The organism is Acidovorax sp. JHL-3 (genome assembly GCF_000526295.1).
Lineage (GTDB): Bacteria > Pseudomonadota > Gammaproteobacteria > Burkholderiales > Burkholderiaceae_C > Acidovorax > Acidovorax defluvii.
The window spans coordinates 416371-441250 of record NZ_JAFU01000004.1 but is presented as its reverse complement, the minus strand read 5'-3'; the positions used below and the strand labels follow the sequence as shown (position 1 = coordinate 441250).

Sequence of the window (24880 nt, the reverse complement as noted above, 5' to 3'; positions counted from 1 at the left end):
GTCTTGAAATCAGTGCATCACAGCGCGCGCAGCACGGCGCGCACCGGCGAGGCATCGGCGGTGGTCAGCTTGAGCGGCAAGGCAATCAGTTCGTAATCGCCCTCGGGCACTGCGTCGAGCACCAGGTTTTCCAGCACGCGCAGGTTGCGGCGGCGGATGACCTGGTGGCTGGGAAGCTGCTTGCTGTCGGCCGGGTCGATGCTGGCGGTGTCAATGCCCACCAGCAGCACGCCCCGGTCGGCCAGGCGCTCAATGGTGTCGGGGGCATAGGCGGTGAGTTGGCCGTCCCAATGCACGGGGGCCTTGGCGTAAGTGCGCACCAACACCCGCTGCGGCAAGGTGGCGTCCACCGCGTGGGCGATGTGCCGCCACTCAATCAGCGGGCCGCAGCCGATGGCGTGCACCACGCGGCAGGGGCCCAGAAACGCGTCGAGTGACACATCCCCAATGGCGGCGCCGCGCTCGTCGTAGTGCAGCGGCGCATCGGCGTGGGCGCCCACATGGGGCGACATCGTGATGGCGCTGACGTTGACGGGGCAATCTGGCGCCATGGTGGCGCACCAATGCTGCTGGTAAGGCGTGTCGCCGGGAAACACCGGTGTGCCGGCGTGGACAGTGGGGGAAATGTCCCAGAGCTTTTGCATGGACCACAAGGTAGCGCGCTGGCCCGTTCGTGGTGTCGCTTTATGGCAACGCGGGCAGAAATCCGATCACCGTGAAGCCGGTGAATGGATTTGCGCAGCATCAAGAAAGCGCTTTTCTGCCATCGAAGCCGCCTCCGTTCATCTGGTTGAGATTATAAAATGAGAACTATTTTCATTTAGAAGCTGGTGAAGCCCTTGACCGATCTGCCCCGCAGCGCTGCCGCCGCCCCCGCCCGTGAACAGCCCCTTGGCCTGGCCGATCTGCCGCTGCGCGTGGATGCCTGGGTGAGCGCGTTGCGCATGGATGCCGCGCCCCAGGATGGCGATGTGCTGCTGCGGCTGCTGGAAATCGGTTTTCTGCCGGGTGAGCGCGTGCGTGTGGTGGCGCGGGCGTTTCCGGCAGGCGACCCGCTGGCCGTGCGCGTGGGGCGCACCACCTTTGCCCTGCGCCGGCGCGAGGCGGCGCTGGTGGGTGTCAGCACCACGGCACCGGTGGGTGAGGTGCAGGCATGAACGTGCCGGCCGCCCCCCTGAGCCTGGCGCTGTTGGGCCACCCCAACAGCGGCAAGACCGCCCTGTTCAACCTGCTCACCGGAAGCCGCCAGAAGGTGGCCAACTATGCCGGCGTGACCGTGGAGCGCAAGGAGGGCCTGCTCACCACGCCCTCGGGCCAGCGTGTGCGCGTGCTCGATCTGCCGGGCGCTTACAGCCTCAACGCCCTGAGCGCCGACGAGGCCGTCACGCGGGACGTGATCACCGGCCAGCGTGCTGGCGAGGCGGCGCCCGACCTGCTGGTGTGCGTGGTCGATGCGACCAACCTGCAGCTTGGTCTGCGCATGGTGCTGGAGACGCAGGCCATGGGCATCGCCATGGTGCTGGCGCTCAACATGAGCGATGCCGCGCGCCGCGCGGGCATCACCATCGACCGCGCCGTGCTCGAGCGCGAGCTGGGCATGCCCGTGGTGGAAACCGTGGGCATCCGCAAGGGCGGGGCGCATGAGCTGCTGCAGTTTCTTGATGGCTGGCGTGCCCAGGGCGCGGTGCAGGCCCGGCCCTGGCAGCCCCAGGGCATGGAGCAGGTGCTGAAAACCCAGCAGGAGGCACGCCGCATCCTGCGCCTTGCGGTGCACGAGCCAGCCGAACCGATGCGCCTGGACGACGCCATTGATCGCGTGGTGCTGCACCCGCTGTGGGGCATGCTGCTGCTGGCGGCCACCATGTTCCTGATGTTCCAGGCGGTGTTCAGCTGGGCCGCGCCGCCCATGGAGGCCATCAAGGACGGCGCCGAGGCGCTGGGCCAGTGGGTGCATGCCAGGCTGCCCGATGGCGCGCTGCGCAGCCTGCTGGTTGATGGCATCCTGGCCGGCGTGGGCGGGGTGCTGGTGTTTTTGCCGCAGATCCTGATCTTGTTTCTGTTTATCCTGGCGCTCGAAGACTCGGGCTATCTGCCACGGGCGGCCTTTCTGCTGGACCGCCTCATGGGCACGGTGGGGCTGTCGGGCCGCTCGTTCATCCCGCTGCTGTCCAGCTTTGCCTGCGCCATACCGGGCATCATGGCCACGCGCACCATCACCCACTGGCGCGAGCGGCTGGTCACCATCATGATCGCGCCGCTCATGACCTGCTCGGCGCGCCTGCCGGTGTATGCGCTGCTGATCGCCGCCTTCATTCCTGCGCGCACCGTGTGGGGCGTTTTCAGCCTGCAGGGCCTGGTGATGTTCGCGCTGTACATGGGCGGCATCCTGAGCGCCATGGCCGTGGCGGCGGTGCTGAAGATCTGGCGCGGCCCCATGCGGGCCACGCCCCTGCTGATGGAGCTGCCGCCGTACCGGTTGCCCAACCTGCGCAGCCTGGCGCGGGGCCTGTACGAGCGGGCCACGATTTTTTTGAAGCGCGTGGGCGGCATCATCCTGGCGCTCACGGTGCTGCTGTGGTTTCTGTCGTCGTATCCGGCCGCACCCGAGGGGGCCGTGGGCCCGGCCATCCAGTACAGCTTTGCCGGGCAACTGGGCCGCGCGCTGGAGGTCATCTTTGCGCCCCTGGGTTTCACCTGGCAGATTGCCGTGGCGCTGGTGCCCGGCATGGCGGCGCGCGAGGTGGTGGTGAGTGCGCTGGGCACGGTGTATGCCCTGTCGGCCTCGGGTGACGATGTGGCGGCCCAGCTGGGGCCGCTGATCGCCCAGCAGTGGTCGCTGGCCACGGCGTTGTCCCTGCTGGTGTGGTTTGTGTTTGCTCCCCAGTGCCTGTCAACGCTGGCCACGGTGCGGCGCGAGACCAACTCGTGGCGCTTGGCCTTGCTGATGGCCGCGTATCTTTTTGCGCTGGCGTATGGCGCCAGCTGGCTGACCTACCGGTTGGCGCTGGCGTGGGGAGGCGCCTGACCATGTGGCAAGACATTGCGGTGGGAGCCATCGTGGCCCTGGCAGCGGGCTATGCTGCGTGGTACTGGTTGCCCGCTGCCCTGCGCAGGCGTCTGGGCGCTTTGCGGCCAGGGCTGGGCAAGGCACCGTCTTGCGGGGCTTGCAGCGATTGCGGGGGCTGCGCCACGCCCTTGCACGCACCCGATGCGCAGTCGCCGCAGCGCAAGGCGGTGTGGATAGCCCCGAAGCGCTGATGGGTGGAACGGGCGCAGCGCGTCCTATCAGGTCCAAAGCGCTGGATCTTCCCCAAAAATTGTTGTTACATTTGCAGGACAACGGCTGCTCCTGTGCGTGATGCGTTTGCGGAGGGGGCGGTTTTTTTGCGCCCGTTTGTGGGCGACCATTTTTCGCCACCGCCGCACCTGCTCCATGACCGCCGAACCTGCTGCGCCAGCCCACTGGGTCGTTCGCATGAACTACCGCAATCGCAGCGTGTCCTGGCTGATCTTCGTTGCGGTTCTTTCGGTTCACTTTCTGGAGCACGGTCATGGCCCCTGGGCATGGTGGCTCATGGTGCTGCAGTTTCTGGTTTATCCGCATGTGGTTTATTTGCGGGCCCGCCGTGCCAGGGATTCGCTGACGGCGGAAATCCACAATCTGCTGCTGGACAACTTCTGTTTCGGTCTGTGGGCCGCAGCGCTCGGTTTTCCGCTGTGGATTGTTTTCACCCTGGTCATTTGCGGCTGCATCAACATGACTGCGTTCCGGGCGCTCAAGGGGGTGCTGCAGGCATTGGCGGCCGCAGCCGCCGGGGCGACGTTGATGGTGGCGCTGGACGGGTGGCGTTTTACCCCCGAGACCTCGCTGCGCGTCAGCCTCATGAGCATGCTGTGCCTGTCGGCATACCTGGTCTTGTTTGCCCGCGACGCCCACACCCGCACCGTCGCGCTCAGCGCCACGCGGGCCCGGCTGCGCCAGAGCGAAGCGGCGCTGCAAAGCCAGCTGCAGGCCATTCAGTCCTTGCAGGACCAGTTGACCGAGCAGGCCAATCGCGACCCGTTGACCGGCCTCTACAACCGCCGCTACCTCACCACGGCGCTGCAACGCGAAATCGACGCTTGCGCTCGCGAGGGCGCCACGCTGGCCCTGCTGCTGATCGATCTCGATCTTTTCAAACAGATCAACGACCGCCATGGTCACGCGGCCGGGGACGATGTCCTGTGCCAGATCTCGGCCCTGCTGCTGCAGTCCATGCGACCGAGCGACATCTGTTGCCGCTATGGTGGGGAAGAGTTTTTGCTGGTTTTGCCTGGCATGGGGCTGCAAACCGCCGTGGAGCGTGCGCAAGCCCTGCGCCAGCAGGTGGCCGAGCGGCGCTGGCTGGCCGATGGTCAACCGATTGGCGTCACGCTGTCGGTGGGGGTGGCTTGTGCACACAACGCCCGGGTGGCACCGGCCGCGCTGATCGACCTGGCGGACCGGGCGCTCTACCAGGCCAAGGCCGAGGGGCGCAACCGGGTGTGCGTGGCGGGGGATGCACCGACACAGGCGCCACAGGCCGATGGCATGGCAATGCCGCCGCTTCCGGTGCAGTAACGCACAGTCCTAACGCGCGGGCCTTGCCGCGCCGTCAGGCCCAATGCGCTTGGGCGGGGAAGGGCGACAGCCCTTGGCGCATGCGCGCCCGGTCGCAGGCCTGGCTGCCCGCCGCAAACTCGCGACAGGGCGAGGGGCGCCATTCGTAGATGCCGCAGGCCGCCTGTGTGCCCACCTTGCCCGTGAGTGCCGCGCAGCGCGGCGGGCTGTGGTCGGTGCCGCGCATGCGGCTGGTGGCGCCCGTCACCTCCACCACCAGACCATCGGGCACGTCGCCGCCCATCTCCTGCGTTTCGTGCACCGAGAAGTCCACGCGAAAACTCGCGCAGCAGGCGCCGCAGGTGAGGCAGGGGTGGGTCATGCGCCTTGGCGGCCGAGCAAAAGGGTCGCCATGAGCGCCTTTTGCACGTGCATGTGGTTTTGGCGTCGGCCCGCAGCCTGCGGCTGCTTCACGTCCGCGTTGCGGACATGAGCCTGCGCCGAAACAGGCTGCTGGCGCTGGCGCGCCACCGTGTCGCATGTCATGCAACGCGGCCGAGCAAAAGGTACTCCATGAGCGCCTTTTGCACGTGCATCCTGTTTTCTGCTTCGTCCCACACCACTGACTGCGGGCCGTCGATCACATCGGCCTCGACTTCTTCGCCACGGTGGGCGGGCAGGCAGTGCATGAACAGGGCGTCGGGCCTGGCGGCGGCCATCATCTCTTGGTCTACACACCAGTCGGCGAAGGCCTTTTTGCGTTCTTCGTTCTCGGCCTCGTAGCCCATGCTGGTCCACACATCGGTAGTGACCAGGTCCGCACCTTGGCAGGCTTCGAGCGGATTGCTAAAAAATTGATAGCTGCTAGCGCTTGTCCCGCCTGCACCAACGGCCAATTTCTCATCAATTTCGTAGCCGCGGGGTGTGCTCACATGCACCTTGAAGCCCAGCAGCGCAGCCGCCTGCAGCCAGGTGTTGGCCATGTTGTTGCCGTCGCCCACCCAGGCCACGGTCTTGCCCTGGATGGAGCCACGGTGCTCGATGAAGGTGAAGATGTCGGCCAGGATCTGGCAGGGGTGGAATTCGTTGGTCAGGCCGTTGATGACCGGCACGCGCGAGTGCGCGGCGAAGCGCTCGATCTTGGTCTGCTCGTAGGTGCGGATCATCACCAGGTCCACCATGCGGCTGATGACCTTGGCGCTGTCATCAATCGGCTCGGCGCGACCGAGCTGGCTGTCGCCCGTGGTCAGGTGTACCACGCTGCCGCCCAGCTGGTACATGCCCGCCTCAAAGCTCACGCGCGTGCGTGTGCTGGCTTTCTCGAAAATCATGGCCAGCGTGCGGTCCACCAGCGGGTGGTGCTTTTCGTAGGCCTTGAACTTTTTCTTGATGAGCGCGGCGCGCTCGAACAAGTAGGCGTATTCGTCGGCGGTGAGGTCGTTGAACTGCAGGTAATGTTTCATGGCGCTCTCGTTGCGGGCTGGCTTATTCCGCCAGCAGGGCTTTGACCAGAGGGGTGAGTGTGGCGACGATTTCGTCGGCCTCGGCAATGGTGAGAATGAGCGGTGGCACCAGGCGGATCACGCTGTCGGCCGTCACGCTGATCAGCAAGCCGGCTTCGGCCGCGCGGCCCACCAGCACGCCGCAGGGCTTGGTCAGCTCCACGCCCAGCATCAGGCCCTGGCCGCGCACTTCTTTCACACCGGGCAGACCGCCCAGTGCATGTTGCAGTGCGGTCTTGAGGTGCAGGCCGACGGCGGCGGCGTTGTGCAGCAGGCCGTCTTCTTCCATGATGCGGATGGTTTCATTGCCGGCACGCATGGCCAGCGGGTTGCCGCCAAAGGTGGTGCCGTGGTTGCCCGGTTGCAGCACGTTGGCCGCCTTGGGGCCAGCTACCACGGCGCCAATCGGCACGCCCGAGCCCAGGCCCTTGGCCAGGGGCATCACATCCGGCACGATGCCGGCCCACTGGTGGGCAAACCATTTGCCGGTGCGGCCCATGCCGCACTGCACTTCGTCGATCATCATCAGCCAGTCGCGCTCGTCGCACAGCTTGCGCAGCTGCTGCAGGTATTCAACGCGCATGGGGTTGATGCCGCCTTCGCCCTGGATGGTCTCGAAGAACACCGCCACCACGTTGGGGTTGCCCTCGGTGGCTTTTTTGATGGCGTCGATGTCGTTCACCGGCACGCGCACAAAACCCTCGACCAGCGGTCCGAAGCCACTGTAGATCTTGGGGTTGCCCGTGGCCGACATGGTGGCAATCGAGCGGCCATGAAAGGCCTTTTCATACACCACGATCTCGGGCTTGGCGATGCCCTTGTCCACGCCGTACTTGCGCGCGATCTTGATGGCGGCCTCGTTGGCTTCCAGCCCCGAGTTGCAGAAGAACACGTTGGTCATGCCCGAGCGCTCTACCAGCCTGGCGGCCAGCTGCTCTTGTCCCGGCACGTGGTAGTAGTTGGACGAATGCATGATCTTGCCGATCTGGTCCTGCAGTGCGGGCACCAGCTTGGCGTGGTTGTGCCCCAGCGTATTGACGGCAATGCCGCCCAGCGCATCGAGGTACTGCTTGCCGTTCACGTCCCACACGCGGCAGCCTTGCCCGTGCGACAGCGCAATCGGCACGCGGCCATAGGTGTTCATCACGTGGGGCGAGGCGGCCTCAATGAAAGCGGTCATGCAGTGTTCTCCAGACGTTGCGGTAAAGGGCCGGCCCGTGCTGGCCGCCACCCGAAAAGGCGATGCACGATTCTAGGGCGAGCGCAGGTGCCAGACGATGACGATTGCGCATCACTGCAATGCGCTGATGGGGAGGAGGTGGGTCAGCTCTTATATAAGAGTTAGAATGCAAGACGTGGCGTGGCAAGCAGCGATCCTGCGGTATCCGTCCTCTACCAATCAGACCCCCGATGGTTTCTCCCTCCTCCAAAGAAGTCTTTATTCAGGGCATCACCCACGAAGGGAAAACCTTTCGACCCAGCGACTGGGCCGAGCGGCTGGCCGGGGTGATGAGCAGCTTTCGGCCCGGCGGCGCCAAGCCTGGCAGCCATCTGAGCTATTCCCCCTGGTGCATTCCCACCACGCTCAATGGCGTGAAATGCGTGGTGGTCAACAGCGACCTGCGCGACCACGAGCCCATGGCCTGGGATTTCGTCATCAATTTCGCACGCGACAACAACCTGCAGGTGGCAGAAGCCTGCCTGCTGCCCGACCCGCCCGCGGAGCCTCTGCAACGCTGACTCCAGTCCGCTGCTGCAGGCAGGGCGCTTGGGCTGCGCCCACAAACCTTTGAAGTGTCGAGGACAGAGCGGTCTCGGCTGGAGCCGATCCCGGTCTGTCCCCGACTCAGCAGGGTGCCAGCAAAGGCGCGCTTTGCGCGCTTGGGCTTTGCCCAACAAAAAACCGCCCGAAGGCGGTTTTTTGCTTTGCTGGCAGCGCACCCGTTACAAACGGCGAACGGTGTGACCCGTCCGGGCTGTTTGCCTGCCGGGGCAGGCGGTGAATTAAGCGGCTGCGAGTGCCAGGGCTTTCACCTTGGCAGACAGGCGGCTCTTGTCACGAGCTGCCTTGTTCTTGTGGAAGATGCCCTTGTCGGCCACGGTGTCCACCACGGCTTGCATCTTGGCGAACAGTTCGCTCGCCTTGGTCTTGTCGCCAGCCAGAATAGCCTTTTCGACGTTCTTGACAGCGGTACGGTATTTGGAACGCAGCGAGGTGTTTGCGGCGTTGATCTTGACGTCCTGACGGACGCGCTTGCGGCCCGACGCCAGGCGCGGGTTCTTCTTTTTTGGTTTAGCGGATGCCATTGATGTGTTTCCTTGTGTCTGAGGATGATGCCAGCAAAGCCGACGATTATAGCCCAATCAGGCTCACGGTGGCTGCGGCGCTGAACCGGAGTCGTGCGTTCGCCAGCGCCGCTATGGAACTGGCTTGAGCTGGCCACGGCTGGTGTGTCCCCCTTTGGGCGAAGGCGCGCAGTGCCTCAGGGGGGCTACACTTCCCGCGGTGTCCCTGTTCAAAGCCGCCTCCACCGTCTCCCTCCTGACCCTGGCCTCCCGCGTGACGGGCCTGGTGCGCGACCTCCTGATGGCCTCGATGTTTGGTGCCAACGCGCTGACCGATGCCTTCAATGTGGCCTTTCGCATTCCCAACCTGTTCCGGCGCCTGTTTGCCGAGGGCGCTTTCAGCCAGGCGTTCGTGCCGGTGCTGGCCGCTTCCAAGGCCCAGCATGGTGATGCCGCCACGCGCGTGCTGATTGCCGCAGTGGCCACAGCGCTGGCGTGGGTGCTGCTGCTCACTTGCGTGCTGGGGGTGGTGGGTGCGCCGCTTTTGGTGTGGCTGCTGGCCAGCGGCTTGCGCCAGAGCCCGGACAGCTTTGATGCCGCCGTGCTGATGACGCGCTGGATGTTCCCCTACATCGGTTTCATGTCGATGGTGGCGCTGTCGGCGGGCGTGCTCAACACCTGGAAGCGTTTTGCCGTGCCCGCCGCCACGCCGGTGCTGCTGAATCTGTGCATGATCGCTGCGGCCTGGCTGGGTGCCCCGCAACTGGCCGCCCGTGGCATCGAACCCATTTACGCGATGGCCGGGGGGGTCATGCTGGGTGGCGTGCTGCAGCTGGCGGTGCAGTTGCCTGTGCTGTACCGGCTGGGCCTGCTGCCGCGCATCGGCGTGAGCTGGCGCGCCGTGCGCGCCGCCTGGGCCGAGCCCGGCGTGCGCCGCATTCTCACGCTGATGGCTCCGGCACTGTTGGGCGTGGGTGTGGCGCAGATTTCGCTCATGATCAATACCCAGATCGCTTCGTACCTGACGCCGGGCAGCGTCACCTGGCTGTTTTATGCCGACCGGCTGATGGAGTTTCCCACCGCGTTGCTGGGCGTAGCGCTGGGCGTGGTGCTGACGCCCCACCTTGCCGCCGCCAAGGCCGCGGGTGACTCGCAGCGTTATTCGGCCATGCTCGACTGGGGTCTGCGCATCGTGGTGCTGCTGGCCGTGCCCAGCGCGGTGGCACTGCTCACCTTTGCCACGCCCCTGGTGGCCACGCTGTTCCACCACGGCGCCTTGCTCGACAGCGACGTAAGCAAGATCGCCATCGCCCTGGTTGGGTATGGGGCCGGTTTGCTGGGGCTGGTGGCCATCAAGGTGCTGGCGCCCGGTTATTACGCCAGCCAGGACATCCGCACGCCCGTAAAAATTGCCATGGTGGTGTTGGTCATCACGCAGTTGCTCAATGTGGCTCTGGTGCCGTTCATGGCCCACGCGGGGCTGGCGCTGTCGATTGGCCTCGGTGCGCTGGTCAATGCACTGTGGTTGCTGGTGGGGCTGCTGCGCCGCGGCAGTTACCGGCCCCAGCCCGGCTGGGCACGTTTTGCCTTGCAGGTGGTGGCCGCCAGTACCCTGTTGGCGGTTTTGTTGCTGTGGGCGGCGCAGTATTTCCCGTGGCTGGAGATGCGATCGCGAAGTGGCCAGCGTGCGGGTCTGCTGGCCCTGGTGCTGTGCGCCTCGGTGGTGCTGTATTTCGGGGCGTTGTGGGCCGCCGGATTGAAGCTGCGCCAGATGCTTCGGCGCTGACGCCGCCGCGCCGCGTGCGCACAGCAATGACCCTCAAACCCGCGCTGGGTGTGGCTTGACGTGCCCCGGCGCCCACCGTACAACCCTGCCATGTCTCTGAGCTATTCCGTTCCGACCGCACTGGAATATTTTGCCGCGCTGGTGCAAAGCGACGAGCACTTTCCCCTGCTCGAAGCCGCCGCCAGCCTGGCGCAAGACGAATACATCGACCTGGATGTGCAGCAGCTCCTGGGTGATGTGGACCAGCTGTTGGCCCGGCTGCAGCGCCGCTTGCCCGCCGATGCGCCCGCGTTGCAGCGCCTGCGCATGCTCAACCAGTTCTTTTTTACCGATCTTGGCTTTGCCGGCAACATCAACAACTACTACGACCCCGAAAACAGCTATCTGAATGCCGTGCTTCGCACGCGCCGCGGCATTCCGATATCGCTCGCCGTGCTGTGGATGGAGCTGGCCCAGGGCCTGGGGTTGCGGGCCCGCGGCATTGCGTTTCCCGGGCACTTCATGGTCAAGGTGATGCTGCCCAAGGGGCAGGTGGTGATGGACCCCGTGTCTGGCCAGTCGCTCAGCCGGGAAGAGCTTTCCGAGCGGCTGGAGCCTTTCAAGCGCCAGAGCGGCCTGGTGGACGACTACGACGTGCCGCTGGGCCTTTACCTGCAGGCGGCCATGCCGCGCGACATCATTGCCCGCATGCTGCGCAATCTCAAGGAGGTGCACCGCACGCAAGAAGACTGGCAGCGCCTGATCTCCGTGCAGGACCGCCTGATCGTGCTGCTGCCCCAGGCCTGGGGCGAGTGGCGCGACCGCGGGCTGGCGCATGCCGAGCGCGGCAATGTGGCGCAGGCGGTGTCCGATCTGCAGACCTACCTGGCGCATGTGGAAGACGGACTTGACGTGGCTGCGATCGCCGACCGGCTGGTGGAGTTGCGTCGCCTGGGGGGCTGACCTTTTTTGGGCCGATGCTCGCATTCAGCGATCATGCTCGCCACCCTGAGAACGCGTTCCCGGCTGCCCGAACTGGTGCCATGCCCGGCGCAACCGCGCATCTGAGCTGAACCCGCCAGCGCTGGCGTCCGGGTGGCGTGGCGCCCGGTCCGCAGCGCTGCTCCGGCAGCCGGCAGGCGGATGCGGCGCAGGTATTGCAGGGGCGCGATTCCCGCAGTTTCCAGCAACAGCCGGGTAAGGTGGCGGGGCGAGGTGCGCGCCACCTGTGCCATGGCCAGCGCGCAGGCCGCTACGTGATCCAGGGCAAAAAACGCGCTGGCCCGTAAGCTGCTATTGTGGACAGGGTTTTCCCTGATGAATGGCCCCCCGCACCCATGTCCCGTCGCTCGCCCCTGTTCTCCCTGTCCGCTCTGACGCGCGCCTATCAGCGCAACCTCAAGGCCTTTGCGCGCGTCACCAAGCCGGTGCGTGCCGCAAAGCCCGTGCGTGCCAAGGCGGTAGCCGTGTCGCGTGCGCGGCCCAAGGCGGCGCCCGTTGCCCGCACGCCGCGCAAGCCGCTGCCCGCCAGCGGCGAGTGGCTTGCCGGCATTGCCCCTGGCCCTGCAGGCGCGCGGCGCTTTCACCTGTATGTGCCGCCGGGGCTTGCCTTGCGTGCGGGCGAAAAACTGCCACTTTTGGTGATGCTGCACGGCTGTGGCCAGACCGGACGCGAGCTGGCGGCCAGTTCGCGCATGAACCGCCTGGCGGTGCGCCATCGCTTTCTGGTGCTCTACCCCGAGCAGGAGCGCCTGGCCAATGCCCATGGTTGCTGGAACTGGTTTGACCGCCGCAGCGGCAAGGCCGATGCCGAGGCGGCCACGCTGCTGGCTGCCATCGAGCTGGTGGCCCGGCGCCACCCGGTGGACATGGCCCGCGTGGCCGTGGCGGGCCTGTCGGCCGGTGCCAGCATGGCTGCCCTGCTGGCGGCGCGTTACCCCGACCGGTTTTGCGCCGTGGCCATGCATTCGGGGGTGGCCCCCGGCACGGCCGACTCTGCCGCCACCGCCATGGCGGCCATGCATGGGCGCCGGGAAGCGCACCTGCCTGACCCGCCACAGGCGCTGGCTGCCGTAGGGGCAGCCATGGCGCCGCTGCCGCCGTTGCTGATTCTGCATGGTGATGCGGACAACGTGGTCTCGGTGCGCAACGCAGCCGCCACAGCCGTGCTGTGGGCCGAGTCTTTGGGCGCGCGCGCAGGCCCGGTGCGCACCATGCAGCGCGGCCGGCGCCATGCGGTGCGGGTGACCGAGTACAAGGCGCGCGGCCGAGCGCAGGTCACGCTGCGAGAAATTGTGGGCCTGGGACACGCCTGGAGCGGCGGCGCGCCCGGCCTGAATTACAGCGATCCGGCGGGGCCAGACGCCTCGGCACTGGTGTGGGCGTTTGTTGCGCGCCAGTTCAAGAAAAGTTTAACAAAATAGGCCGCTAGGCCTTATTGGATAAGCGCTAAGCGCTATTATTTTTGATGGCCACTACGCCATTTGCAACCTGTCAGTGATCTGGCGCATTGCCGTTCCCCCGCCAGGGCGGGCGAGGGGTGTGCAATGGCTCAGGACAGCCGCAGGGGGGCGGTGCCCGCCGAAAGTGCGGCGTGCGCCCCCTGTGAGGAGCCCAGTTGGAAGGTGGCCACCACCTGCGTCAGCTCTTGTGCCTGCTGTTGCAGCGATGCAGCGGCTGCGGCGGCCTGCTCCACAAGCGCGGCATTTTGCTGTGTGCCCTGGTCCATCTGCGATACCGCCTGGTTGATTTGCTCGATGCCGTCGGTCTGCTCGCGGCTGGCCTGGCTGATTTCTTCGATCATGGTCGACACCCGCAGCACGCTGTCCACCACCGCCTGCATGGTGGTGCCGGCCTCATGGGCCAGGTGCGTTCCGGCCTTGACCTGTTCGGCGGAATTGCCGATGAGGGCCTTGATTTCCTTGGCAGCCTCGGAAGAGCGCTGCGCAAGGCTGCGCACCTCGGTGGCCACCACGGCAAAGCCGCGGCCCTGCTCGCCCGCGCGGGCGGCTTCCACGGCGGCATTGAGCGCCAGGATGTTGGTCTGAAAGGCAATGCCCTCGATCACCCCCGTGATGTCGGCCACCTTGCGCGATGAGGCCTCAATGGAGCCCATGGTCTGCACCACTTTTTCGACCACCGCGCCACCCTTGCGTGCCACGTCGGAGGCCGACTGCGCCAGCACGCTAGCCTGGTGCGCGTTGTCGGCGTTCTGCTTGACGTTGGAGGTCATTTCTTCCATCGAGGCGGCGGTTTGCTCCAGGGCGCTGGCCTGCGATTCGGTGCGGCTGGACAGGTCGTGGTTGCCGGCCGCGATCTGTTGCGACGCGCTGGCAATGTGCTCGGTGCCGCTGCGCACCCGCTGCACGATGCGGTGCAGGTTGCCCTGCATGGCCTGGATGTCCAGCATCAGGCTCGATTGGTCGCCGGGCCGGGTGGTCACCGCCACCGCCAGGTCACCTTGGGCGATGCTGCGCGCAATGCTGCGCGCATAGTCGGGCTCACCGCCCAGCTGCCGCAGCAGGTTGCGCGAAACCAGGGTGCCCAGCACCAGCAGTGCTGCGCCCAGCACCAGCGCCACCACGCCAAAGCCCAGGGCACGCTGCCAGATGGCGGCGTTGACGGTGTCGATGTACACGCCCGAGCCAATCACCCAGCCCCAGGGCTCAAAGCCCTTGACGTAAGAAGTTTTCTCCACCGGGGTGTCGCTGCCAGCCTTGGGCCACATGTAGGGCACAAAACCAGCGCCCTGGGCCTTGACGGTGCGCACAAACTCCACAAACAGTGCCAGACCGTTGGGGTCCTTGTTGCCGCTGAGGTCTTGCCCGTTCAGCTCGGGCCGGATGGGGTGCATCACCATGCGGGGATGCATGTCGTTGATCCAGATGTATTCATTGCCGCTGTAGCGCAGGGCCTGAATGGCCGCCGCTGCGCGTTGCCTTGCCTCTTCGTCGGGCATCGTGCCCTTGCTGCTGAGCGCCTGAAAATGCACCGCAATGCCGTGGGCGACCTCCACCACCTGGCGCACGCCGGTCTGACGCTCTTCGAGGATCAGCTTGCGTTCGGACACCAGGAACCAGGCCGTCATGACCACCATGCCCAGGAGGGCGCACAGCACCAGGAGTGCCAGTTTTCTTGCAATAGTCATGGAGCGTTTCAGAGGGAAAAGAGAGATGAAAGACCAGAAACCCGTGGATCAAGGCGGGAGATGGCGCGTGTTACATGCAGATTCTATTCTTTGATGCCTGAAACACTCAACGGGCATGCCTGGGGGTTCTGGGTTTGCGCATCGGTGTTGCGCAAACGCGGCGGCTGCAGGAAACCAGGCCGCCAATGCCGCCTGCGTGCAGCCAAAGCCGCTACACCAGCCTCGCCGCCACCAGTTCTTTTTTGAGATAGGCGTAAAACAGCGGCGCTGCCACCAGCCCGGCAGGCCCGAAAACGGCCTCGGCCACAAACATCACCGAGAGCAGTTCCCACACGCCCATCTGCGTGCGGCGCCCCACCACCTTGGCGTTGATGACGTATTCGGCCTTGTGAATCAGTATCAAGAACCCCAGGCAGGCGGCGGCGGCCAGTGGCGACACCGACAAGCCCACGATGGTGATGACCACGTTGCACACCAGGTTGCCCACAATGGGCACCAGCCCGGCCACAAACGTGAACGTGATCAGCATCGGCGTGTAGGGCAGTCGCAGGTCCCACAGCGGCAGCACGAACAGCAGGAACAGGGCCGTGAGCAAGGTGTTGAAGGCGGCAATCCAGAACTGCGCCGCCACGATTTGCCGGAACGCTTCGCCAAACAGCGTAATGCGCGTTTTGAGCTGCTGGGCCAGCGGGGCCTGCGCCAGCACCGGTGGCCGCACAGCGGCGAGCGCACCGATCAGCAGGCCCACATAGGCGAACAACAACCCGGCCAGCCAGGCGCGACCGGCCATGGCCAACGAGCCCGCCTTGGCACCCAGGTAGTTGGCGATGATGCGCTGGATTTCCGCAGCGCCCTCGGGGAGATGGGAGGCCACATCCACCGGCAGCTTCAGGCGCAGCTCCAGAACGGTGCGCGCCATGTAGTTCAGCAGTTCCTGGTATTGCTGCGGGGCAGTGACCAGGTAGCCACGCGAGTGCGTGAGGCCCGCCGCCAGCAGTGCCAGCGGCAACAGCATCACCAGGGCCGCAGCGGCAATCTGTGCCGCACGCAGGCTGGGGGCTGTTGGGGCGTTGTGGCGCTGCAGGCGCCTCAGCCCTTGTGCAAACCAGCCCGTGAGTGCGCGGGTCAGCAGAAAGCCCAGGCACACGCACAGCAGGCCGGGCAACAGGCCGCGCCACATCACCAGCAGCAGCGCTGCCGCCATCAGCAGGTAGCTGGCCACCACAATGCCCTGGCTCAGTGTGCGCGGTGGTGGCGTGGCGGGGGCGTGCTCAGGCTGTGTGGCGGCGTTGGGGGCCGGGGAAGGGCGTTGCGCCATGCGCGACGAGGGGATGGAACGAACCCGGCGCCGATCAGGCCACCACTACGGCGGCACCTTCGCCGCGCGGCGCAATGGCGCCAATGGTGTAGACCTGCTCGCCCGTGGCCCGCAGCGTGGCGGCCGTGGCTTCGGCATTCGCCGCATCCACCACCACCACCATGCCAATGCCGTTGTTGAAGGTGCGGTTCATCTCGATGTCGTCAATGCCGGCGGTCTTTTGCAGCCAGGCAAACAGCTCGGTCTGGGGCCAGCTGCCTTTTTGCAGGTGGGCAGCGGTGCCCTCGGGCAGCACGCGCGGGATGTTCTCCAGCAGGCCGCCGCCGGTGATGTGGGCCAGCGCCTTGATGGGATGTTGCGCCAGCGCGGTCAGCACGTTCTTCACATACAGGCGCGTGGGCTCCATGACGGCCTGCTTGAAGGGTTTGCCGTCTAGCGTGGCGGGCAAGGTGCCCGCTGCCTCGGCACGCTCGATGCACTTGCGCACAAGCGAGAAGCCATTGGAGTGCACGCCGCTCGATGCCAGGCCCAGCACCACGTCGCCGGGCTTCACGTCCTTGCCGGTCAGGATTTTCGATTTTTCGACCGCGCCCACGGCAAAGCCTGCCAGGTCGTATTCGCCTGCAGGGTACATGCCGGGCATTTCTGCGGTTTCGCCGCCAATCAGGGCGCAGCCCGAAAGCTCGCAGCCCCTGGCGATGCCGCCGACCACGGCAGCGGCCGTATCCACATCCAGCTTGCCGCAGGCGAAGTAGTCCAGAAAGAACAGCGGCTCGGCACCTTGCACCAGCACGTCGTTCACGCTCATGGCCACCAGGTCGATGCCCACGGTGTCGTGCATGTTCCATTCAAAAGCCAGCTTGAGCTTGGTGCCCACGCCGTCGGTGCCGCTGACCAGCACGGGTTCCTTGTAGCGCTTGGGCACCTCGAACAGCGCGCCGAAGCCGCCGATACCGGCCAGAACGCCCTCGCGCATGGTCTTTTTGGCCAGCGGTTTGATGCGCTCGACCAGGGCGTCGCCTGCGTCGATGTCAACGCCAGCGTCTTTGTAAGACAGGGGGGAAGGAGTGGATGCGGAAGAGCTCATGGCAGGGATGGCACGGACCAGCGTGCGCGGCAGACTAAAATTTGCGCAGATTTTACGGGTTGTGCACCGCGCACCGTCCGTTCACCCTTACTTCCTGCTTCGTTTTGACTTTCACGCCCATGCTGTCCCCTGTGATCCATCCCTGCGCCTGCCCTTGTGTCAGCAGGCTGCAGCCATGAAACAGCTGGCCCTGGACATCGGCCTGGCCTCCGGGCCCACTCTGGCGCGTTTTTTCGCCGGCCCCAACGAGGCCGCGCTGCAGCATCTGCGGCTGTGGGCAGGGGAGGGCAGCCAGCCGGACACTCGTTCACCGGTGCCCACCTACCTGTGGGGCGAGGCGGGCAGTGGCAAGACCCACCTCCTCAAGGCGGTGCGCCAAGCCTTGAGCGACCAGGGCGCCAGCGTGGGCTGGCTCGATGCTTCGGTGGCCAGCGCGGCCGAGTTTGACGAACGCTGGGCTGCCGTGGTGCTGGACGATGTGCACCTTTACAGCACGGCCCAGCAGGCCATGGCCTTCAACTGGTTTGTGAATGCCATCAGCCCCGCCAATGGTGCGCCGCGCTGGGTGCTGGCGGCCGGCAACCTGCCACCGGCCGACCTGCCGCTGCGCGACGACCTGCGCAGCCGCCTGGGCTGGGGCCATGTGTTCCAGCTGCAACTGCTTGATGAAACGGCCCGCCGCGCCGTGCTGCGCCAGGAGGCCGATGCCCGGGGCGTTTTTCTGGGCGATGAGGTGATGGACTTCATGCTCAACCGCTTCTCGCGTGACCTGGGCAGCCTCATGCAACTGCTCGATCAACTCGATGCCTATGCACTGCGCACCCAGCGCGCCATCACCATCCCGCTGCTCAAGGCCATGCTGGAGTCGGAGTGATGAACACCCCCCTGTGTCGCCTTCGGCGCCTGCCCCCCTCTCTTGAATCGCTGCGCGATTCGGAAGGGGGACGCTCCCGGCGCGGCGGGGCGGCCCTTGCGCGGGAGCCCTGGCGCGGGCCGCGCCAGTTGCTGCTGCTGCGGGTAGGGTCTATCGCATACCAAAGAATCAATGACTGATACCCAGACAAATCGCCCCCGGCTGACGCTGTTCGACCTGGACCACACGCTCTTGCCCATTGACTCCGACTACGAGTGGGGCGAGTTCACCATCCGCATTGGCTGGAACGACCCCGTAGAGTTTGCGCGCCGCAACGACGAGTTCTATGCACACTACCAGGCGGGAACGCTCGATGTGCACGACTATGTGCGGTTTGCCATCGAGGCCGTGCGCCAGCGCGGGCCCGAGGCCGCCGCTGCCGCCCATGCCCAGTTCATGCGCGAAGTGATCGAGCCAGCCATACAGCCGCAGGCGTGCGATCTGCTGCGCCAGCACCAGGCGGCCGGCGATGAGGTGCTGATCATCACCGCCACCAACGAATTCGTGACCCGGCCCATTGCCCAGGCGCTGGGGGTGCAGCAGTTGCTGGCCATGCAGCTGGCCCGCGATGCGCAGGGCTGGTACACCGGCGAAATCGACGGAATTCCCACCATGCGCGAAGGCAAGGTGCGGCGCATGGAACAATGGCTGGCCGAGCGGCGGCTTTCGTGGGGCGATGTGGAGAGCACCTTCTACAGCGATTCCATGAACGATGTGCCGCTGCTGGAAAAAGTCAACCACCCTGTTGCCACCAACCCCGACGCCCGGCTCAGAGCGCTGGCGCATGAGCGCGGCTGGCGCATACTGGACCTGTTTTCGAACGGCACAAACCAGAATGCACAGCCCGCCACCGCGCAGGATGCCGCACCCTGAAACTGCACCTTGACCGCATGTTTGCGCCGCTCCACCTGTTTACTGCATACCCATGATCAAGAAGTTCATCAACAAACTGCTCGGCAAATCCACGCCCGGCACCTCGGGCGGCAAGCCGCATTTCGGCAAGCGTGAAGAGGTGCCCGCCTCGGTGCATGGCATCAACCCCGAGCTGGTGGACCGCCGCGCCGCCGACGTGGTGGCCACCCTCAAGCAGGCGGGCTTTGAGGCCTACATCGTGGGTGGCGCCGTGCGCGACCTGCTGCTGGGCCTGCGCCCCAAAGACTTCGACGTGGCCACCAACGCCACGCCCGAGCAGGTCAAAGGGCTGTTTCGCCGCGCCTTCATCATCGGCAAGCGCTTTCGCATCGTGCACGTGGTGCATGGCCGGGGCCGTGAGCACGAGGTGATCGAGGTCTCCACCTTCCGCGCCTACCTCGACAACGCCGCTGCAGGCCAGGTGGCGGGCAACGAAAAGACCAGCAAGGCCCAGCTGTCGGGCATGCAACATGCCGTGGATGCCAGCGGCCGCGTGCTGCGCGACAACGTGTGGGGCCCGCAGGACGAAGACGCCACGCGCCGTGACTTCACCGTCAACGCCATGTACTACGACCCGGTGAGCCAGATCGTGGTGGACTACCACAAGGGCCTGCAGGACGCCAAGAAGAAAACACTGCGCATGATTGGCGACCCCGCCACGCGCTACCGCGAAGACCCCGTGCGCATTATTCGCGCCGTGCGGTTTGCGGCCAAGCTCAGCGCCCTGGGCTTCACCATCGAGACCAACACTGCCGCGCCCCTGGTGCAGTCGCAACTGTTGCTGGCCGAGGTGCCGCAAAGCCGCATGTTTGACGAAATGCTCAAGCTGCTGCAAACGGGGCATGCCATTGCCACTATCGAGCAACTGAAGAAGCTGGGGATGGCCAAGGGCATCTATCCGTTGCTGGACGTGGTGGTGGAGCGTGCCGCCACACCGTTTGTGAACGCCGCCCTCACCGACACCGACCGCCGGGTGGGCGAAGGCAAGCCCGTGGCACCCAGCTTTTTGCTGGCCTGCGTGCTGTGGGAGGACGTGCGCAATGGCTGGACAGAGCGCCAGAACCAGCGCCAGCACCCTCTGCCGGCGCTGCAGGAGGCCATCGACGACGTGTTTGACAAGCGCATTGGCGACGTGTCGGGTCGCGGCAAGCTGGCGGCCGACATGCGTGAGATCTGGGTGATGCAGCCGCGCTTTGAAAAGCGGGTAGGCAGCGGGCCCTTTGGCATGGTCGATCAGTTGCGTTTTCGCGCAGGATTCGACTTCTTGCGCCTGCGTGCCGACGTGGGCGAGGTGGAAGAGGCCCTGGCTGAATGGTGGCAAGACTTCCAGGGCGCCAGCGATGAACGCCGCGAAGACCTCATGGACCAGGCCCGCGAAGAGCAGAAAGCCCGCCAAAAGACCCAGCCTGTAGTCAAACGCGTGCCACGCAGCGCACCCGCCGCAGGGGCTGCGCCCCGTGAGGCGGCCGCCGGTACGGCATCTTTGCCCGACGCCGCCGCGCCGCTGGCTGACGGCGATGCGCCCAAGAAGCGCCGCCGCCGCCGTCGCAAGCCCGGTGCTGGCAATGGCGAAGGCGCTGCCTCTGCCGCCGCTGGCGAATAAGCGGGGTTTTCTTCATGCAGGGTGCCGCACCCCCGGTGGTCAACCCTGTACTTGCGCCTGAGGCCTCCGCTGCCCCCGCAGCATCTGCGCCCGTGTCTGCCTGGATCGGCCTGGGTGCCAACCTGGGTGACCGGCTGGCCACCCTGCGCACCGCCCTGTCGGCCATGGGGGCCCTGCCGGGCACGCGCGTGCAGGGCGTTTCATCGCTGTATGGCAGTGCGCCGGTGGATGCGGGCGGGCCCGACTATCTGAACGCTGTGGCGCAGGTGCAAACCACCCTGGCGCCCCATGCCTTGCTGGCGCAACTGCAGGCGATCGAGCAGGCGGCCGGACGCGAGCGGCCGTACCGCAACGCCCCGCGCACACTGGACCTGGACATCCTGCTGTACGGCGACGAGGTGATCGACACCCCCACGCTCACGGTGCCGCACCCGCGCCTGCACGAGCGCGCATTTGCGCTGTGCCCCCTGGCCGAGCTGGCCCCTGACCGGGTGCCAGCGCACCAGCTGGCGGCCGTGGCCCCGCAGCGCATCGACCGGGTGCAGGGCGCTGACTGGGCGATTCAGGCAACACGTCAACTCAGTTAGTCAGGTGTTGCAATGCTCCTGAATATATAGCTGCTTGCGCTTATGGATAAAGCGCTGCTGCCATATTTCATATAAATAAATGGGCGCTACCTGCCGTCGCGGCGGAAGGCGATCACCCCATCCATCAATCCACCTTGGCGCCCGAGGCTTTCACCAGTGACTGGTATTTGGCCCGTTCGCTGGCCATGAAGGCGTCGAATTGCTCGGGGGTGGTGGGCACGGGCTCGGCGAGCAGTGCGCCAAAGCGGGTTCTGGTTTCGGGGGCGTTGAGTGCGGCCACGAAGGCCTTGTTCAGCTTGGCGATCACCGGCTTGGGTGTGCCGGCGGGCGCCACCAGGCCCCACCAGGTGTCGATCGAGAAGCCCTTGAAGGTGCTGGACAACGGTGGCACGCCGGGCAGGGCCGGGCTGGCCTGCAGGCTGGTCACGGCCAAGGCCTTGAGCTTGCCTGAGCGGATGTTGGGCGCGGCGGTGGCCAGGTTGTCGATGTTGAAATCGACCTCGCCGCTCAGCAGAGCCAGCTGGGCCGGGTTGCCGCCACGATAGGGGATGTGCAGGGCAAAGATGCCCGCGCGCTGCTTGAACATTTCGCCCGCCAGGTGGCCCGCGCTGCCGTTGCCGCCGCTGCCATAGTTGAGCTTGGCCGGGTTGGCCTTGGCATAGGCGATGAGGTCGGCCACGCTGTTGATCTTCAGTTGTGCCGCCTTTTCGGCGTTCATGACCAGCACGTTGGGCACGCGCACCATTTGGGTGATGCCGGCAAAGTCCTTGGCGGCGTCGTAAGGCATGCGGGCATACAGCCAGGGGTTCACGGCATGCGTGGCGGTGGCGGCAATGCCGATGGTCAGGCCGTCGGGCGCGGCCTTGGCGATGGCGTCGGCGCCAATGTTGCCACCCGCGCCGCCCTTGTTGTCGACGATCACCGTGCCCAGCGAGTCACGCACCCGCTCTGCCAGCGCGCGGGCCGTGATGTCCAGCGGGCCACCGGGGGCGTAGGGAACGATCAGGCGAATGGGTGCGCCCGTGTCCTGGGCCATGGCCAGGGAAGAGGAAAAAACCGCTGCGGCAGCGGCACATGCGAGGAGGATGTTTCGGCGGTTCATGGCGCCATTGTGCAAAAAACGGAGCGAGCCCCCTGAAAAAAGGCCGCTGGCGGGTGCGATGGGCACCGTGCCGGCGGCCTGCATCCCGGCCAACCGGCAATGTTCAGCCGTGCTTGTCGGCCTCGGAGGTGAAGGAGTCGGCAAAAAAATCGTCGGGCGGCAGGCCGCGCTCGGCGCTGTAGGCGGCGCGTGCCGAATCGACCACGATGGGGGCGCCACAGGCATACACCTGGTGGCCCGACAGGTCGGCAAAATCCTGCAGCACGGCCTGGTGCACAAAGCCGGTGCGGCCCGTCCAGCCGTCTTCGGGCAGGGCATCGGACACCACGGGCACATAGGTGAGGTTGGGCATTTGCGCGGCGCGCGCCAGCATCCAGTCGTGCAGATACAGGTCGCCCGGCCGACGGCCGCCCCAGTAGAGCGTGGTGGGGCGCGTGATGCCCTTGAACTGCATGTGCTCGATCAGCGCCTTGACGGGTGCAAACCCGGTGCCCGATGCCAGCAGCACGATGGGCTTGGCCGAATCCTCGCGCAGGAAAAAGCTGCCAAACGGGCCCTCGATGCGCAGGATTTCCTTTTCCTTCAGGGCGCCGAACACATGGTCGGTGAACTTGCCGCCCGGCATGTGGCGAATGTGCAGCTCCAGCCCCGGGGCCTCGGCCTGCGTGTGGGGGGCGTTGGCCATGGAATAGGCGCGGCGCACGCCACCTTGCAGCAGGAACTCGATGTACTGGCCCGCGTGGTAGCGGAAGGTGTCGGCCGCGGGCAACTGCAGGCGCAACTGCATGACATCGTGCGATTTTTTCTCGAAGGCAACCACGCGCACGGGCATCTTCTTGACGGGGAAGGCGCTTTCGTCGGTGACCTGGCGCGATTCGAGCACCACGTCGGTCAGGGGGTGGGCGCAGCAGGTCAGCACAAAACCTGCGGCTTCTTCGTCGGCCGTCAGGGCTTTGGACTGGTGTTCGCCATGGTGCACGGCGCCGCTGATTTTTTTGCACTTGCACGAACCGCAGGCGCCGTCCTTGCAGCCATAGGGCAGCCCCACGCCGCTGCGGATGGCCGCCGCCAGGATGGCTTCGTCTGCGTTGGCACTGAATGCGCGGCCGCTGGGTTGCACGGTGATCTGGAACGCTGCGTTGGCCGTCTCTGTGCTGGTCATGGTGTGGGTATCCTTGGGCTATTCTTCAAGTTGTCTTCATGCGAACGGCCCCGATTTTGCCCTTAGAACCTGATCGCTCTCTTAACAGCCCCACGGCCTGCCACCGCGTATGGCCACAGCGCGCGCCTGCAGCACGCCAGAGCCACGGCAAGCGCCGTGCCATTGTGGCGCAGTGGCACCGCATGGGCGCCGTGCAGCGCCGCTTGCAGCCAGTGCGCGCCGCATTGCGCAGCACGGAGGTGACCCCATGAGCACCGTGGCGGTCACCAGTGGGCTGGGCGCGTTGCCCTCCCGGTTTCGGCGCGAGCGCCTGCTGATCGTGGGCTATGGCGATGTGGGCCAGCGCATGGCGCGCAACCTGCTGACCGGCCCGGGGGCGCAGCGCCTGCGTGTGCTGGCGCTCACATCCCAGGCCGAACGCGTGGGCAGCCTGCGCGCGCAGGGGGTGACGCCGCTGGTGGGCAATCTGGACCACGCTGCCACACTGCGCCGTCTTTCGGGCCTGGCCACCCGCGTGGTGCACCTGGCACCACCGCCGGGCGAAGGCGGTGGCGGTGCCGCCTGGTGGCGCGACCCGCGCACCGTGGCCTTGGCGCGGGCCTTGCGGCTGCGCAGCCTGCCGGTGTCGCTGGTGTACGCCTCGACCAGCGGGGTGTATGGCGACTGCGCGGGCGCCCTGGTGGCTGAAACCCGCACCGTGGCACCCGGCACGCCCGTGCCCAGCGCCGCGTGAATGCCGAGCGCGCCGTGCGCCACCTGGGGCGCGCTGGCGTGCGCACCAGCATTCTGCGCATTCCGGGCATTTATGCCCCTGACCGCGAGGGCGGAACCCCCGAGGCCCGTCTGCGCAGGGGCACCCCCGTGCTCACGGCGCAAGACGACGTGTACACCAACCACATCCATGCCGATGACCTGGCGCGCGCCTGCCTGGCAGCGCTGTGGCGTGGCAAGCCCCAGCGGGTTTACAACGTCAGCGATGCCAGCGCGATGAAGATGGGCGACTATTTCGATCTGGCCGCCGACCTGTATCGGCTGCCGCGCCCGCCCAGGGTGCCGCGCAGCACCGCGCAGGATGCGCTGCCGGTGATGCTGTTGAGTTTCATGAGCGAATCGCGCCGGCTTGACAACCACCGCCTGCTGGACGAGCTGGGCTTGCGGCTGCGCTACCCCACCGTGGCCACGGGCCTGCGCGCCTGAAGATTGCCCTCAAAGGCGCCCTGAAAGGCGCCGCCCGGTGTTCAGCGCGGGTAGCTGTTGCCCTGGCTGTCGTAGCAGCGAAACACGTTGCAATGCGTGATCCGGCGCGGTGGCGGCGGCGGAGCCGGCCGGGTGTAAACGGGATAGCGCGGCGGAACCACCACGACCGAAGGCGCCTGCATCTGCCTGCCTGCGCGGGCTTTTTCTACCTCGGCATAGCCCTCGGGGCCCAGGCAGTCCAGGTCCACCTGGCGTTGTGCGGCTTCGACGCGCAGGTTCTGTTCGTAGGTGCCGTCGGCGCTGCCGAGCACCACGTCAAGGTTGCGACGTGACCGGGCGCACTCTGCAGACCGCGCATAGTCCTGCGGGCGCGCAGCCGGGCGCGGGGCGCCTGCCGCCAGTTCTCGCTCGCGCCGCGCGTCGCGATCGGCGTCGATTTGCCGGGTGACCGCTTCGGCCTGCAATTGCTGCTGCTTGCGCGCCAGCGCTTGGGTGGCCTGCTCACGCTCGAGCTGGATTTCTTGCGGCGTCTTGCGGGGCTCGACCTCACGAACCGATGCGGCACCCGGGCAGGTGCCATCGGTGTAGGTGACCTGGCCGGTGCGCGCATCGGTACAGCGCAGCACCTGGGCCTGCGCGGTGAAACACACAAGCACCGCACAGGCGGCCAGGGAGTTGCGCACGATGGGCATGGTGGTTTTCCTGAAAGAAGTCCTCAGA

At 66.2% G+C, this 24880-nt stretch carries 24 protein-coding genes and 2 pseudogenes; 14 read left to right on the top strand and 12 right to left on the bottom strand.

Features of this window, described 5'->3' with window-relative positions; genetic code table 11:
• Positions 1 to 17 precede the first annotated feature (17 nt).
• Positions 18 to 644 (bottom strand): arylformamidase, encoded by a 627-nt coding sequence (gene kynB / locus K226_RS0117435; RefSeq protein WP_035242163.1) that lies wholly within the window; start codon positions 642 to 644, stop codon positions 18 to 20.
• Between kynB and K226_RS19950 the strand changes: the two genes are divergently transcribed.
• From K226_RS19950 to K226_RS0117415, 5 genes are all read left to right on the top strand, one after another.
• Entirely contained in the window at positions 643 to 807 is a 165-nt protein-coding gene (locus K226_RS19950) for a hypothetical protein (RefSeq protein ID WP_155886580.1), read from the top strand. The two genes, kynB and K226_RS19950, sit on opposite strands and share 2 nt — an antisense overlap.
• Before the next feature lie 32 nt (positions 808 to 839).
• Positions 840 to 1157: a FeoA family protein gene (locus K226_RS0117430; protein WP_035242161.1), complete on the top strand. Its 318-nt coding sequence runs from the start codon at positions 840 to 842 to the stop codon at positions 1155 to 1157.
• Positions 1154 to 3025 carry a ferrous iron transport protein B gene (feoB, locus tag K226_RS0117425; RefSeq protein WP_024816005.1) on the top strand — a complete coding sequence of 624 codons (1872 nt, stop codon included), beginning with the start codon at positions 1154 to 1156 and terminating at the stop codon, positions 3023 to 3025. Before K226_RS0117430 ends, feoB begins: the two co-directional genes overlap by 4 nt.
• A gap of 2 nt (positions 3026 to 3027) precedes the next feature.
• Positions 3028 to 3258 (top strand): hypothetical protein, encoded by a 231-nt coding sequence (locus K226_RS0117420; protein WP_024816004.1) that lies wholly within the window; start codon positions 3028 to 3030, stop codon positions 3256 to 3258.
• Positions 3259 to 3433: 175 nt separating this feature from the next.
• Positions 3434 to 4600, top strand: a complete 1167-nt coding sequence (locus K226_RS0117415) for a sensor domain-containing diguanylate cyclase (RefSeq protein WP_024816003.1) — start codon at positions 3434 to 3436, stop codon at positions 4598 to 4600.
• A 34-nt stretch (positions 4601 to 4634) separates the two neighbouring features.
• On the opposite strand, the gene K226_RS0117410 is transcribed toward K226_RS0117415, so the two are convergent.
• The 3 genes from K226_RS0117410 to K226_RS0117395 all read right to left on the bottom strand — a co-directional run bounded on the left by K226_RS0117410 (position 4635) and on the right by K226_RS0117395 (position 7261).
• Positions 4635 to 4961: a YkgJ family cysteine cluster protein gene (locus K226_RS0117410; RefSeq protein ID WP_024816002.1), complete on the bottom strand. Its 327-nt coding sequence runs from the start codon at positions 4959 to 4961 to the stop codon at positions 4635 to 4637.
• 160 nt (positions 4962 to 5121) lie between these two features.
• Entirely contained in the window at positions 5122 to 6042 is a 921-nt protein-coding gene (gene argF, locus K226_RS0117400) for an ornithine carbamoyltransferase (RefSeq protein ID WP_024816001.1), read from the bottom strand.
• A gap of 22 nt (positions 6043 to 6064) precedes the next feature.
• Positions 6065 to 7261: an aspartate aminotransferase family protein gene (locus tag K226_RS0117395; protein ID WP_024816000.1), complete on the bottom strand. Its 1197-nt coding sequence runs from the start codon at positions 7259 to 7261 to the stop codon at positions 6065 to 6067.
• Between the two features lie 230 nt (positions 7262 to 7491).
• On the opposite strand from K226_RS0117395, the gene K226_RS0117390 reads away from it, so the two are divergent.
• A complete protein-coding gene (locus K226_RS0117390; protein ID WP_024815999.1) occupies positions 7492 to 7821 on the top strand; it encodes a DUF3579 domain-containing protein in 330 nt (109 codons plus the stop codon).
• Between the two features lie 264 nt (positions 7822 to 8085).
• On the opposite strand, the gene rpsT is transcribed toward K226_RS0117390, so the two are convergent.
• Complete coding sequence (rpsT, locus tag K226_RS0117385; RefSeq protein WP_024815998.1) at positions 8086 to 8388, bottom strand: 30S ribosomal protein S20; 303 nt, start codon at positions 8386 to 8388, stop codon at positions 8086 to 8088.
• A 199-nt stretch (positions 8389 to 8587) separates the two neighbouring features.
• On the opposite strand from rpsT, the gene murJ reads away from it, so the two are divergent.
• Together murJ and K226_RS0117370 are read left to right on the top strand one after the other, a co-directional pair.
• On the top strand, positions 8588 to 10153 hold the full coding sequence (gene murJ / locus K226_RS0117375; protein WP_024815997.1) for a murein biosynthesis integral membrane protein MurJ: 1566 nt from the start codon (positions 8588 to 8590) through the stop codon (positions 10151 to 10153).
• Positions 10154 to 10243: 90 nt separating this feature from the next.
• On the top strand, positions 10244 to 11095 hold the full coding sequence (locus K226_RS0117370) for a SirB1 family protein (RefSeq protein ID WP_024815996.1): 852 nt from the start codon (positions 10244 to 10246) through the stop codon (positions 11093 to 11095).
• Between the two features lie 24 nt (positions 11096 to 11119).
• On the opposite strand, the pseudogene K226_RS20355 reads toward K226_RS0117370, so the two are convergent.
• Positions 11120 to 11370: pseudogene (locus K226_RS20355) on the bottom strand (helix-turn-helix domain-containing protein); the annotation flags it as partial.
• Between the two features lie 99 nt (positions 11371 to 11469).
• Here K226_RS20355 and K226_RS0117365 point away from each other — a divergent pair.
• The gene (locus K226_RS0117365; RefSeq protein WP_024815995.1) at positions 11470 to 12555 is read left to right on the top strand and encodes a PHB depolymerase family esterase; all 1086 of its coding nucleotides are present in this window, start codon (positions 11470 to 11472) and stop codon (positions 12553 to 12555) included.
• Between the two features lie 128 nt (positions 12556 to 12683).
• Here the strand turns inward: K226_RS0117365 and K226_RS0117360 are convergent, their stop codons facing one another.
• The 3 genes from K226_RS0117360 to purM form a co-directional block, all read right to left on the bottom strand.
• Complete coding sequence (locus K226_RS0117360) at positions 12684 to 14279, bottom strand: methyl-accepting chemotaxis protein (protein ID WP_024815994.1); 1596 nt, start codon at positions 14277 to 14279, stop codon at positions 12684 to 12686.
• 211 nt (positions 14280 to 14490) lie between these two features.
• Positions 14491 to 15597, bottom strand: coding sequence for an AI-2E family transporter (locus K226_RS0117355; RefSeq protein ID WP_024815993.1), 1107 nt, complete (start codon positions 15595 to 15597; stop codon positions 14491 to 14493).
• Positions 15598 to 15631: 34 nt separating this feature from the next.
• The gene (gene purM / locus K226_RS0117350) at positions 15632 to 16684 is read right to left on the bottom strand and encodes a phosphoribosylformylglycinamidine cyclo-ligase (protein ID WP_024815992.1); all 1053 of its coding nucleotides are present in this window, start codon (positions 16682 to 16684) and stop codon (positions 15632 to 15634) included.
• Between the two features lie 175 nt (positions 16685 to 16859).
• Between purM and hda the strand changes: the two genes are divergently transcribed.
• The 4 genes from hda (at position 16860) to folK (ending at position 20699) form a co-directional block, all read left to right on the top strand.
• Entirely contained in the window at positions 16860 to 17558 is a 699-nt protein-coding gene (gene hda, locus K226_RS0117345; protein ID WP_024815991.1) for a DnaA regulatory inactivator Hda, read from the top strand.
• A 171-nt stretch (positions 17559 to 17729) separates the two neighbouring features.
• A complete protein-coding gene (locus K226_RS0117340) occupies positions 17730 to 18470 on the top strand; it encodes an HAD family phosphatase (protein ID WP_024815990.1) in 741 nt (246 codons plus the stop codon).
• A gap of 52 nt (positions 18471 to 18522) precedes the next feature.
• On the top strand, positions 18523 to 20112 hold the full coding sequence (gene pcnB, locus K226_RS0117335; protein WP_024815989.1) for a polynucleotide adenylyltransferase PcnB: 1590 nt from the start codon (positions 18523 to 18525) through the stop codon (positions 20110 to 20112).
• A 92-nt stretch (positions 20113 to 20204) separates the two neighbouring features.
• A complete protein-coding gene (gene folK, locus K226_RS0117330; protein WP_238324290.1) occupies positions 20205 to 20699 on the top strand; it encodes a 2-amino-4-hydroxy-6-hydroxymethyldihydropteridine diphosphokinase in 495 nt (164 codons plus the stop codon).
• A 124-nt stretch (positions 20700 to 20823) separates the two neighbouring features.
• Here the strand turns inward: folK and K226_RS0117325 are convergent, their stop codons facing one another.
• Both K226_RS0117325 and K226_RS0117320 read right to left on the bottom strand, forming a co-directional pair.
• Positions 20824 to 21801, bottom strand: coding sequence for a tripartite tricarboxylate transporter substrate binding protein (locus K226_RS0117325; RefSeq protein ID WP_024815987.1), 978 nt, complete (start codon positions 21799 to 21801; stop codon positions 20824 to 20826).
• A gap of 103 nt (positions 21802 to 21904) precedes the next feature.
• Positions 21905 to 22963 carry a CDP-6-deoxy-delta-3,4-glucoseen reductase gene (locus K226_RS0117320; RefSeq protein ID WP_024815986.1) on the bottom strand — a complete coding sequence of 353 codons (1059 nt, stop codon included), beginning with the start codon at positions 22961 to 22963 and terminating at the stop codon, positions 21905 to 21907.
• A 247-nt stretch (positions 22964 to 23210) separates the two neighbouring features.
• On the opposite strand from K226_RS0117320, the pseudogene K226_RS19200 reads away from it, so the two are divergent.
• A pseudogene (locus K226_RS19200) lies at positions 23211 to 24160 on the top strand (NAD-dependent epimerase/dehydratase family protein).
• A gap of 41 nt (positions 24161 to 24201) precedes the next feature.
• Here the strand turns inward: K226_RS19200 and K226_RS0117305 are convergent.
• A complete protein-coding gene (locus K226_RS0117305) occupies positions 24202 to 24852 on the bottom strand; it encodes a DUF4124 domain-containing protein (RefSeq protein ID WP_024815984.1) in 651 nt (216 codons plus the stop codon).
• Between the last annotated feature and the right edge of the window lie 28 nt (positions 24853 to 24880).

Bases quoted from the DNA above. Each gene is read 5' to 3' on its own strand.
- argF (WP_024816001.1), bottom strand. From the start codon at position 6,042: ATGAAACATTACCTGCAGTTCAACGACCTCACCGCCGACGAATACGCC.
- K226_RS19950 (WP_155886580.1), top strand. From the start codon at position 643: ATGGACCACAAGGTAGCGCGCTGGCCCGTTCGTGGTGTCGCTTTATGG.
- purM (WP_024815992.1), bottom strand. From the start codon at position 16,684: ATGAGCTCTTCCGCATCCACTCCTTCCCCCCTGTCTTACAAAGACGCT.
- hda (WP_024815991.1), top strand. From the start codon at position 16,860: ATGAAACAGCTGGCCCTGGACATCGGCCTGGCCTCCGGGCCCACTCTG.
- rpsT (WP_024815998.1), bottom strand. From the start codon at position 8,388: ATGGCATCCGCTAAACCAAAAAAGAAGAACCCGCGCCTGGCGTCGGGC.
- K226_RS0117415 (WP_024816003.1), top strand. From the start codon at position 3,434: ATGACCGCCGAACCTGCTGCGCCAGCCCACTGGGTCGTTCGCATGAAC.
- K226_RS0117395 (WP_024816000.1), bottom strand. From the start codon at position 7,261: ATGACCGCTTTCATTGAGGCCGCCTCGCCCCACGTGATGAACACCTAT.
- K226_RS0117320 (WP_024815986.1), bottom strand. From the start codon at position 22,963: ATGACCAGCACAGAGACGGCCAACGCAGCGTTCCAGATCACCGTGCAA.
- K226_RS0117365 (WP_024815995.1), top strand. From the start codon at position 11,470: ATGTCCCGTCGCTCGCCCCTGTTCTCCCTGTCCGCTCTGACGCGCGCC.
- K226_RS0117360 (WP_024815994.1), bottom strand. From the start codon at position 14,279: ATGACTATTGCAAGAAAACTGGCACTCCTGGTGCTGTGCGCCCTCCTG.
- K226_RS0117305 (WP_024815984.1), bottom strand. From the start codon at position 24,852: ATGCCCATCGTGCGCAACTCCCTGGCCGCCTGTGCGGTGCTTGTGTGT.
- K226_RS0117390 (WP_024815999.1), top strand. From the start codon at position 7,492: ATGGTTTCTCCCTCCTCCAAAGAAGTCTTTATTCAGGGCATCACCCAC.
- kynB (WP_035242163.1), bottom strand. From the start codon at position 644: ATGCAAAAGCTCTGGGACATTTCCCCCACTGTCCACGCCGGCACACCG.
- pcnB (WP_024815989.1), top strand. From the start codon at position 18,523: ATGATCAAGAAGTTCATCAACAAACTGCTCGGCAAATCCACGCCCGGC.
- K226_RS0117410 (WP_024816002.1), bottom strand. From the start codon at position 4,961: ATGACCCACCCCTGCCTCACCTGCGGCGCCTGCTGCGCGAGTTTTCGC.
- K226_RS0117340 (WP_024815990.1), top strand. From the start codon at position 17,730: ATGACTGATACCCAGACAAATCGCCCCCGGCTGACGCTGTTCGACCTG.
- K226_RS0117420 (WP_024816004.1), top strand. From the start codon at position 3,028: ATGTGGCAAGACATTGCGGTGGGAGCCATCGTGGCCCTGGCAGCGGGC.
- K226_RS0117325 (WP_024815987.1), bottom strand. From the start codon at position 21,801: ATGAACCGCCGAAACATCCTCCTCGCATGTGCCGCTGCCGCAGCGGTT.
- feoB (WP_024816005.1), top strand. From the start codon at position 1,154: ATGAACGTGCCGGCCGCCCCCCTGAGCCTGGCGCTGTTGGGCCACCCC.
- K226_RS0117370 (WP_024815996.1), top strand. From the start codon at position 10,244: ATGTCTCTGAGCTATTCCGTTCCGACCGCACTGGAATATTTTGCCGCG.
- K226_RS0117355 (WP_024815993.1), bottom strand. From the start codon at position 15,597: ATGGCGCAACGCCCTTCCCCGGCCCCCAACGCCGCCACACAGCCTGAG.